This is a genomic window from Escherichia sp. KTE172 (assembly GCF_000408845.1).
Lineage (GTDB): Bacteria > Pseudomonadota > Gammaproteobacteria > Enterobacterales > Enterobacteriaceae > Escherichia > Escherichia coli.
The window spans coordinates 1,094,267-1,104,557 of the sequence record NZ_KE137316.1 but is presented as its reverse complement, the minus strand read 5'-3'; the positions used below and the strand labels follow the sequence as shown (position 1 = coordinate 1,104,557).

8 protein-coding genes are annotated in these 10,291 nt (G+C 51.6%); 5 read left to right on the top strand and 3 right to left on the bottom strand.

What is annotated here, in order from left to right; translation table 11 throughout:
• Window positions 1-158 precede the first annotated feature (158 nt).
• From ibsA to pphC, 3 genes are all read left to right on the top strand, one after another.
• Window positions 159-218, top strand: a complete 60-nt coding sequence (ibsA, locus tag G434_RS29010; protein WP_010723109.1) for a type I toxin-antitoxin system toxin IbsA — start codon at window positions 159-161, stop codon at window positions 216-218.
• Between the two features lie 220 nt (window positions 219-438).
• Window positions 439-1,098, top strand: a complete 660-nt coding sequence (locus G434_RS18240; protein WP_000003141.1) for a vWA domain-containing protein — start codon at window positions 439-441, stop codon at window positions 1,096-1,098.
• Window positions 1,095-1,856: a protein-serine/threonine phosphatase PphC gene (gene pphC, locus G434_RS18245; RefSeq protein ID WP_000119098.1), complete on the top strand. Its 762-nt coding sequence runs from the start codon at window positions 1,095-1,097 to the stop codon at window positions 1,854-1,856. Before G434_RS18240 ends, pphC begins: the two co-directional genes overlap by 4 nt.
• Window positions 1,857-1,920: 64 nt before the next feature.
• On the opposite strand, the gene G434_RS18250 is transcribed toward pphC, so the two are convergent.
• A complete protein-coding gene (locus G434_RS18250) occupies window positions 1,921-2,382 on the bottom strand; it encodes a YegJ family protein (protein ID WP_000722357.1) in 462 nt (153 codons plus the stop codon).
• Window positions 2,383-2,582: 200 nt separating this feature from the next.
• Between G434_RS18250 and yegI the strand changes: the two genes are divergently transcribed.
• On the top strand, window positions 2,583-4,529 hold the full coding sequence (yegI, locus tag G434_RS18255) for a protein kinase YegI (protein WP_000856071.1): 1,947 nt from the start codon (window positions 2,583-2,585) through the stop codon (window positions 4,527-4,529).
• Window positions 4,530-4,541: 12 nt separating this feature from the next.
• Here yegI and yegD read toward each other — a convergent pair whose 3' ends face one another.
• Window positions 4,542-5,894 carry a molecular chaperone gene (gene yegD, locus G434_RS18260; RefSeq protein WP_000469740.1) on the bottom strand — a complete coding sequence of 451 codons (1,353 nt, stop codon included), beginning with the start codon at window positions 5,892-5,894 and terminating at the stop codon, window positions 4,542-4,544.
• A 133-nt stretch (window positions 5,895-6,027) separates the two neighbouring features.
• On the opposite strand from yegD, the gene alkA reads away from it, so the two are divergent.
• Window positions 6,028-6,885, top strand: coding sequence for a DNA-3-methyladenine glycosylase 2 (gene alkA / locus G434_RS18265; protein WP_000288348.1), 858 nt, complete (start codon window positions 6,028-6,030; stop codon window positions 6,883-6,885).
• Window positions 6,886-6,922: 37 nt separating this feature from the next.
• Here alkA and G434_RS18270 read toward each other — a convergent pair whose 3' ends face one another.
• Window positions 6,923-10,240: a diguanylate cyclase gene (locus G434_RS18270; RefSeq protein WP_000043742.1), complete on the bottom strand. Its 3,318-nt coding sequence runs from the start codon at window positions 10,238-10,240 to the stop codon at window positions 6,923-6,925.
• Window positions 10,241-10,291 lie beyond the last annotated feature (51 nt).

The following is a 10,291-nucleotide window of genomic DNA, read 5'->3' as shown; positions in this document are numbered from 1 at the left end:
TGCGAGTCGTTACGCAATAATCACAGAGGAAACTATTTTGTTCACGCGTTAGCGATAGACTGCATTCAGGGCGAAAGGAGGTAAGCCGACGATTTCAGCGGGACGCTGAAACGGGAAACCCTCTCCCGGAGAAGAGGGCTTTTAATAAGGAAAGGGTTATGATGAAGCACGTCATCATACTGGTGATACTCTTAGTGATTAGCTTCCAGGCTTACTAAGAACACCAGGGGGAGGGGGAAACCTCTCCCTAACCCTCACTCCTGAAATTATGTCACTCCGCCCTTAGTGTCAATCGACGGCTCTCCGTTCTTGCGAGGCGAATAGCAAAATTTTCTGCGCCGCCGGGCCTAATTCTGAAAGTTTCTTCGTTTGCTCTTATTTCATTATTGCAATCGGTATGATACCGGACCTCAATAATTCTCTAAGAAAGGATTTCTTATGAGCGAACAAATCATGTTTGCCACCAGCGATTTTGCCAGTAACCCGGAACCACGTTGCCCCTGCATTTTGCTGCTGGATGTTTCTGGTTCTATGAACGGTAGACCTATTAATGAACTTAACGCCGGATTGGTTACCTTTCGCGATGAGCTGCTTGCCGATTCGCTGGCCTTAAAAAGAGTGGAACTCGGCATTGTGACGTTCGGCCCGGTGCATGTGGAACAACCCTTTACCAGCGCCGCTAATTTTTTCCCGCCCATCCTGTTTGCCCAAGGCGATACACCAATGGGGGCCGCCATTACCAAAGCCCTGGATATGGTTGAGGAGCGCAAACGTGAGTATCGCGCCAATGGTATTTCCTATTATCGTCCGTGGATTTTCCTGATCACTGATGGCGCACCAACCGATGAGTGGCAGGCTGCCGCCAACAAAGTGTTTCAGGGGGAAGAAGATAAGAAGTTTGCCTTCTTTTCCATCGGTGTTCAGGGGGCGGATATGAAGACTTTGGCACAAATCAGCGTTCGTCAGCCTTTGCCACTGCAGGGATTACAATTCCGTGAACTGTTTAGCTGGTTATCCAGTTCGCTGCGTTCGGTTTCCCGCTCCACGCCGGGAACGGAAGTTGTGCTGGAAGCGCCAAAAGGCTGGACGTCAGTGTGAGCTGGCGTCTGGTCTATGCATCAACCGTTGGAACGTCGCACATCAGCGCGGACTTGCCTTGCCAGGATGCCTGCCAGATGCAGGTTGCCTGGTTAAATGACCAGCAGCCATTATTGTCGGTATTTGTCGCTGATGGCGCAGGCAGTGTCTCGCAGGGTGGCGAAGGCGCGATGCTCGCCGTCAATGAAGCGATGGCTTATATGTCGCAAAAAGTGCAGGGCGGGGAATTGGGGCTTAATGATGTCCTCGCCACGGATATTGTGCTGACCATTCGTCAGCGACTTTTTGCCGAGGCGGAAGCCAAAGAATTAGCGGTTCGCGATTTTGCCTGCACATTTCTGGGACTGATTTCATCGCCTGACGGCACCTTGATTATGCAGATTGGCGATGGCGGCGTGGTGGTAGATTTGGGGCACGGTCTGCAACTGCCGCTCACGCCGATGGTGGGTGAATATGCCAACATGACGCACTTCATTACCGATGAAGATGCGGTTTCCAGACTGGAAACTTTCACCAGCACTGAGCGTGCGCACAAAGTTGCAGCATTTACGGATGGTATCCAGCGGCTGGCGTTAAATATGCTGGATAATTCTCCCCATGTGCCTTTCTTTACCCCGTTTTTCAATGGGCTGGCGTCAGCAACGCAGGAACAACTCGATTTATTACCTGAATTGTTAAAGCAGTTTTTGTCCGGCCCGGCGGTAAACGAGCGTACCGATGATGATAAAACGTTGGCACTGGCGCTGTGGACAGAATGAACATCGCATGGCGGTTGAAGACAACAGTTCAACCGCCAGTTTAAGCAATTAATATAATGGCTGGTTAGCGAACTAATTTTGCTCTTAGCTCGTCGGCTTCTTCTTTTGGATAGGTGACCAATAAAGGAACAATGGTATAACCGCCGTAAATTTTATCCCCGCGCGTATACATCCAGTCTGAAATATCTTCTTTCTTGATTTTCCACTCCTGACCATATTCTACGTTTGTAACAATACCAGGGTCATTGCTTATTACGCCAATAAACATGCCGTTAGAATAAGTGACATCCGTAAGCCAGAAATGCTCTGTTCTTCCGTGATCGGTTATCGGGGCTTTGACCGCGAAAGTATCGGCATCTTTTTTATTCATAATTTCGATGAATTGATCGGTTTCTTTCCGCGCATGTTGAATGGCGTCAGACATCGCTTGTTTATCATAACCTCCCGTCACTAACGTATCCGAAACTTCACTAAAGCCCGCGGTAGTAAAAAATAGCAGACTCAACATAAGTAATATCTTTTTCATCTTTTTTCCAGAATCCCTGTGTAGTAAAAGTTAGCAAAAAATCTGTGGAAGTGAATCATTATCAGGTTGGAATTGAATTGTATCCTGATGAAATTGCATTATCATTTTTATTCTTGAGTGGGACTCTTCCAATATGGAAATAATTATAATGGGCAGTGTTATTATTCATTAAAATATAATATGACTGCCCTTAAAACATTATGAAGACAAATATAAAAGTATTTACATCGACAGGTGAATTGACCACTCTCGGGCGTGAACTGGGAAAAGGTGGCGAAGGCGCGGTTTATGATATCGAGGAGTTTGTCGATAGCGTCGCCAAGATTTATCACACGCCGCCACCCGCCTTAAAACAGGACAAACTTGCCTTTATGGCTGCGACAGCTGACGCGCAATTGTTGAATTATGTCGCCTGGCCGCAGGCAACGCTTCACGGTGGACGAGGCGGAAAGGTTATCGGTTTTATGATGCCAAAAGTTTCTGGTAAAGAACCGATTCATATGATCTATAGCCCGGCACATCGTCGCCAACGTTACCCTCATTGTGCGTGGGATTTTCTACTCTATGTTGCGCGCAATATTGCTTCATCTTTTGCTACGGTTCACGAGCACGGGCATGTCGTGGGTGACGTAAACCAGAACAGCTTTATGGTAGGCCGTGACAGCAAAGTGGTGTTGATTGATAGCGACTCCTTTCAGATTAACGCCAATGGCACACTGCATTTATGCGAAGTCGGCGTGTCGCATTTTACGCCGCCAGAGCTGCAAACCTTGCCATCATTTGTCGGCTTTGAACGCACAGAAAATCACGATAATTTTGGCCTTGCGTTGCTGATTTTTCACGTCTTGTTTGGTGGGCGGCATCCTTATTCTGGTGTGCCGCTTATCTCTGATGCGGGGAATGCACTGGAGACGGATATTGCCCATTTCCGTTATGCCTACGCGTCAGATAATCAGCGACGTGGTTTAAAACCGCCGCCACGATCTATTCCGCTGTCGATGTTACCGGGCGATGTTGAAGCCATGTTTCAGCAGGCATTCACGGAAAGTGGCGTGGCAACCGGGCGTCCGACGGCAAAAGCGTGGGTAGCGGCACTTGATTCTCTACGCCAACAGTTAAAGAAATGTACCGTTTCGGCAATGCATGTTTACCCCGGTCATTTGACTGACTGCCCGTGGTGTGCGCTGGATAATCAAGGCGTTATCTATTTTATTGATCTCGGCGAAGAGGTCATTACCACCGGCGGTGATTTTGTGCTGGCGAAAGTCTGGGCAATGGTGATGGCGTCAGTAGCACCACCAGCATTGCAACTGCCATTACCCGATCATTTCCAGGCTGCTGGCAGGCCGCTTCCTTTAGGCCTGTTACGGCGTGAATACATCATTCTGATTGAGATCGCACTGTCAGCGTTATCGCTGTTGCTTTGCGGCCTTCAGGCAGAACCGCGTTATATTATTTTGGTTCCTGTGCTGGCGGCTATCTGGATTATTGGCAGCCTGACAAGCAAAGCGTACAAAGCAGAAATCCAGCAACGTCGTGAGGCGTTTAATCGCGCGAAAATGGACTATGACCATTTAGTCAGCCAGATCCAACAGTTGGGCGGGCTGGAAGGTTTTATCGCCAAACGGACGATGCTCGAAAAAATGAAGGACGAAATGCTCGGGTTACCGGAAGAAGAGAAACGCGCTCTGGCAGCACTTCAGGACACCGCAAGGGAACGGCAGAAGCAGAAGTTTCTGGAGGGATTTTTTATTGATGTTGCCTCTATTCCCGGCGTTGGCCCTGCGCGTAAAGCTGCGTTACGGTCCTTTGGTATTGAAACGGCGGCAGACGTTACCCGACGGAGCGTTAAGCAAGTGAAAGGTTTTGGTGATCATCTGACCCAGGCGGTTATCGACTGGAAAGCGAGTTGCGAACGCCGTTTTGTTTTCAGGCCGAACGAAGCGGTAACGCCTGCAGACAGACAAGCGGTAATGGCAAAAATGGCCGCCAAACGACATCGGCTGGAATCGGCGTTGACTGTCGGTGCGACAGAGTTGCAGCGATTCCGCCTTCATGCTCCAGCACGGACCATGCCGTTGATGGAACCGTTACGTCAGGCGGCAGAAAAACTGGCTCAGGCGCAGGCTGATTTAAGCCGTTGCTGAACCAGTTTTCAATTAACGAAACACCACTTCCGCCCAGCGTGCGAGCCCGGCGGTGACGGAGCCAAAGTCATCGCCACCTGCAATCGGAATGCCCGGCAACTGTTCTGTCAGCGCTTTTTTAATCAGCGGTGAACGGGCGCTACCGCCGGTCAGATAGATAACATCCGGTTTTTCCTGGGCGTTATCCAGCGCCAGTTGCACCTGTTCCAGAATCCGCGCCAGTGGCTGGCTGAGGGCGCTTTCCAGCCCTTGCTGGCTAATCAGCGTAGCCAGTTCATCGCTGATAAACGGCAGTGAGGCGCGGGTTTCCGCTACGCTTGAAAGCGCAATTTTGCTCTCTTCTGCGCTACGTACCAGGCGATAGCTTAAACGCTGACGCCAGACTTTCTGTAACAGGGCCACTTTTTCCGGTTCGCGGGCATCGCGTACCAGGTCGTTAAGCAGACGACCGTTGGCACTACTGTAGAAATCACTCTGTGCAGGAACGTCGTTGATGGCAACCGCATTCCACCACGGCAGAATAGGCAGGGCGATGCCTTTTTCGGTTTCGCCACCCATGCCCAGTAACGGCATCAGGTTTTTAAACGCCAGCGCGATATCCAGATCGTTACCGCCAATACGGCAACCACTGTGACCCAGCAGGCTGGCTTCACGATCGAGACGCGAACGCCACTGCGGCCCCATCAGCAGCAATGAACAGTCAGTCGTACCACCGCCGATATCCACCACCAGCACCCGTTTTTCTTCCTGCAAGGTGGCTTCGTAATCCAGCCCAGCCGCGACCGGCTCGTACTGGAATACCACATCCTTAAACCCGGCACGCTTCGCCGCGCGTTCCAGAATCCCCTGCGCCTGGGTGTTTGCTTCATCGCCGCCAAGCCCCTGGAAGTTGATAGGGCGACCAATCACCGCCTGAGTAATCGCTTCTGGCAGCTGTGCCTGCGCCTGCTGGCGAATGTGCAACATCATTGCGCAGACCAGATCCTCAAACAGCGCTACCTGCTGCGGTTTTAAGCCGCTGGCACCGAGGAACGATTTTGGTGATTTCACAAACCACACTTCTTCTGGATCATCAATGTACTGTGCCAGTGAGGAAAGACCGAACTGCACGCTTTTCGCCGTAACATCGATATCTTCTTCGCGGTTATAACGAATCGCCCGACGCAGCAGCGCCTGCGTTTCATCGTCGTCTGCCGGAACATCATGATGGCGGTACAGCCATTCGCTTACCGCTTCACGCGTTGGCGCGCAAAGCATTGAAGGCAGCAGCGTGCTGTCGTTTTCCATTTTCAGTAATTGCGGCTTACCGTCGCGCATGACCGCCACTGAACAGTTTGCTGTACCGTAATCAAAACCAATAAACACGAAATAATCCCCATGCCGGTGAAGAAGGGGCGTGACTTTAGCGAAATGTTGCCGTCGCGACAACCGGAATATGAAAGCAAAGCGTAGCGTCTGAATAACGTTTATGCTGAAAGCGGATTAACAAGGAGATGCGATGTATACCCTGAACTGGCAGCCGCCGTATGACTGGTCGTGGATGTTGGGATTTCTCGCCGCCCGTGCGGTGAACGGTGTGGAAACGGTCGCTGACGATTATTATGCCCGTAGTCTGGCGGTGGGCGAATATCGCGGCGTGGTGACTGCTATTCCGGATATAGCCCGCCATACTCTGCACATAAATTTAAGTGCAGGTTTAGAACCTGTTGCCGCAGAGTGTCTGGCGAAAATGAGCCGCCTGTTTGATCTGCAATGTAACCCGCAGATTGTTAACGGTGCGTTGGGCAAGTTAGGCGCGGCGCGGCCCGGATTGCGTTTACCTGGTTGTGTTGATGCTTTTGAGCAGGGCGTGCGGGCGATTTTAGGCCAACTGGTGAGCGTGGCGATGGCGGCAAAATTGACCGCCAGAGTGGCACAGCTTTATGGCGAACGGCTGGATGATTTTCCGGATTATGTCTGCTTCCCCACGCCTCAGCGGCTGGCAGCAGCCGACCCGCAGGCATTAAAAGCGTTAGGTATGCCGTTGAAACGGGCAGAGGCGCTGATTAATCTGGCAAATGCGGCGCTGGAGGGCACCTTACCAATGACAATTCCGGGCGACGTAGAGCAAGCGATGAAAACGCTGCAAACTTTTCCGGGTATCGGGCGCTGGACGGCGAATTATTTCGCCTTACGTGGCTGGCAGGCGAAAGATGTTTTCCTGCCGGATGATTATCTGATTAAACAGCGATTTCCGGGAATGACACCGGCACAAATCCGCCGTTATGCCGAACGCTGGAAGCCCTGGCGTTCTTATGCGCTGTTGCATATCTGGTATACGGAAGGCTGGCAACCAGACGGAACGGACGAATTGTAGGCCTGATACGCCGCATCAGGCGATGGGGAAGCACGCCTCAGTTAATCGCGAAATAACTGCTATTCACCAGCAAATCCAGCGGTTGGGCATCGGCAATCACATCGCCATAAATCAGATCGACGCCGATGCCAGAAAGCGTATCCATCACCAGGGGTAAAACTACTGGCCCGGCGATGGTCTTCATCCCGAGCCGCTGAGCGTGCCCCTGAATGATCGTAATCAGCATCTCATCCATCAAATTTCCCTGCACGTTGGCGCATAACTCACCATCAAGTAGCAGGTAATCTGCCATATTCGCTTTCAGCGAGTTGAAGATTTGCAGATCGCGGCCCACCTGACTGAATACGATCCGACATCCCGCCAGCCGCAGTTTTTGCACGCTTTCTGCGTGATCTAAAATCGCGTCTGCCGGAATAATCAGATGTAATAACCGTGGTGGTAGAGGGCTATTTTCCAGCTGCTCAATTAGTTCATTCACCAGCGTGGCGCTACTCAAACCGGCAACGGAAAGCGGGAGGGCGATGCTTATACCTTTACTGGCAACCGCTTTGGCGGCCTGCTGGAAAAAATCGTGGAATACCCGTCGGTCAAGAGCATGGCTAAGTGCCGGATCGCTGAAGCTACGACGAAATGTTTGTTCATCAATAATCTCGCCTTCGCAACTCCAGAGCTTAAGTGAAATCAGCCACAAATTACGCGCTTGCGGGATCCGCGGCGAAGCGACACCGTGGGCGATCATCATCAACTGATTCTCTTTAATCATCCGCCACTGTTCATCAAGCGACATCGCCGCCCGTTCGCTATGTGCGGCAGCTTGCTGCGGTTCGTAAATCGTCACCCGGCCCCGGCCACCATTTTTGGAGGCATAACAGGCGATATCAGCCTGCGACATCACTTCAGCCGCCTGATGATTGTTGTCATCAATCAAGGTAATCCCGGCACTGGCACCTACCCGATGTACACGTCCTTCCCAGATAAAGTGATAGTCATTCACGGCGCTGATAATGCGTGTAGCGATAAAACGCGCACTTTCGACATTACAATCTGGCAGCAGCAGACCAAATTCATCGCCACCGAGTCGCGCCAGCACGTCGCTGGAGCGCAGCATACTCAGCATCAATGACGCCAGTTCGCGCAGTAAAGCGTCGCCAGCGGCGTGCCCGGCGCTGTCATTCACCGCTTTAAAGCGATCAAGATCGATAAACACCAGTGCATGTCGCTGATGTGTACTGTTTACCGTTTGCAGCAGGATGCGTAGTTGCTTCTCAAAACTGGCGCGATTGGCGAGATGCGTCAGTGCATCATGGGAGGCGCTGTAGCTCAGCTGGCGCAGCATTTTGCGCGATTCGGTGACGTCCTGAATCACCAGAACCGAACCAATATTGCTGCCGTCCAGAGTACTTAACGGCGTAATACTGTAATGCACGTCGTAGCTGCCGCCGCTTCGGCAGTGCAACACCACATCTTGTTCAATCGCGGAACGTGAGGTGTCGGCACTGTAAATGTTCTCCATTAATGGTCCGTTGTCGCCAAAAGTAATATGCAACACCGTCAGGAGTGGAACACCTAACGCTTCTTCCTGCGTCCAGCCGCTCATCTTCTCCGCCACCGGATTCATAAAGGTAATTTTCATTGCCATATCAATACAGACCACGGCTTCGCCGATGGAATCCAGCGTAATGTGCAGGCGCTCTTTTTCCTGAAACAATGCCTCGTTAAGCTGTTTTACCTCGGTCATATCCATATTAATGCCGAGCAGGCGTTCGACTTCGCCTTCTTTATTCAGTACCCGGTTAGCGAGGGCGCGGATATGGCGAATGCCGTCTTTCACGGTAATGCGAAATTCCAGTTTAAAGGGAGAGCGTGATTGCAACGAATCACGAATCACTTTTTCGGCATGCTGGCGATCTTCCGGCAGCACGCACTCGTACCACACCTGCCAGTTCGGTTTGATATGCGGAGGAATTTCATACAGCTCGAACATCCGCTTATCCCAGCTAAAAATATTCGGCTTAAGCTCCCACTCCCAGATGCCAATCCCGCCCGCTTCGTTAGCCAGCGTGATGCGCTCCATCAGTTGCTGATTCACCTGTTCGGTGCGTTTTAGCTCGTTAATGTCTTCAATCTGAGCGATAAAATAGAGCGGCGTGCCATCCGTGTGGCGCACCAGTGAGACGGCAAGCAACGCCCAGACAACATCGCCATTGCGGTTGTAGTAGCGTTTTTCCATTGAATAGGTGTTTATTTCACCGCTGATCAGCTTTTCAACCTGTTGCAGATCTTTATTGAGATCCTCCGGCCAGGTCAGTTGCTGAAAGGTGAGTCCGCGCAGCTCTTCCTGACTGTAACCGAGAAACTGGCAGAGTGCTTTGTTGGATTGCAGCCATTGTCCCTCGGTGCCCACTAACGCCATACCGATAGCGGAATATTCCATCGCGTTCCGAAAGCGGGTTTCGCTTTCGGAAATGTGTTTGCGTTCCGCACGAAAGGCATACATCACCATGGTCATGATGTTGGCGGGCAGCAGGATCAGCAAAAACGGTAGCCACGGCATATGGCTCATCAGGTATGTACGCGGCGTAGCAAGCAGGGAGGGATCCGCGGCCATCATCAGTGACACCATCATCACCGTGGTAAGGAAGATCAAAAAGGCTTCCATTCGTGGCAGGCGCACGGCGCTCCACATCAACAGCACAATAATGAAAGTAAAAGGCCACGGCAGATACAGCATCGAAAGCCAGCTTAACGTCAGTGTGATGGCTAACGTGAGCAGCGACTCAAAAAGCAACCGTGGGTTGCGATGGCGCAGCAGATAGTGTGGTTTAAATAACAACCCCAGCGGCACCAGTGCCAGTGCGCCGATGGATTCTGACAGTACCCATATCAAAAATGCCCTGAGAGGATCGTCTCCGGGCGTCAGCAGGATAACCAGAACACCCCCCAACAGAGGCGGAACAATGGCGCTGCCGAGTGCCAGACGCAGCCAGTCAGCCAGATTTTGCAATGGGTTATACCACGGCAGCAATTTACGCAGTAGCACTGCCCCGACCACGGCTTCAACAATATTGATGGTCGTCCAGGTCATGTTCAGCGAGCTGGTGGAAAAAAGCAGGATGGATGCGGCGATATTTCCCAGTGAGCAGCTCAGCGCAATCCCCGGCCACATACGCCCGGCATGGCGATAAAACGCCACCATCATGATGGACGTCGGGAACCACAGTGGGGCGAGTTGGGTGCCAAACTGCGAAAGCTCAAGCGAGAAAAGGGTAAAGATAAACGAGACTAAACCTAAACTGACCAGGTGAAGCAGCGGGTGGGGCAGGGCAATTAATACATGCTGTGATTGTTTGCTCATTACCGCTTTATCCGCAAGACCAGGTCGCCAGTATTCGTTTCTGTGTTTATG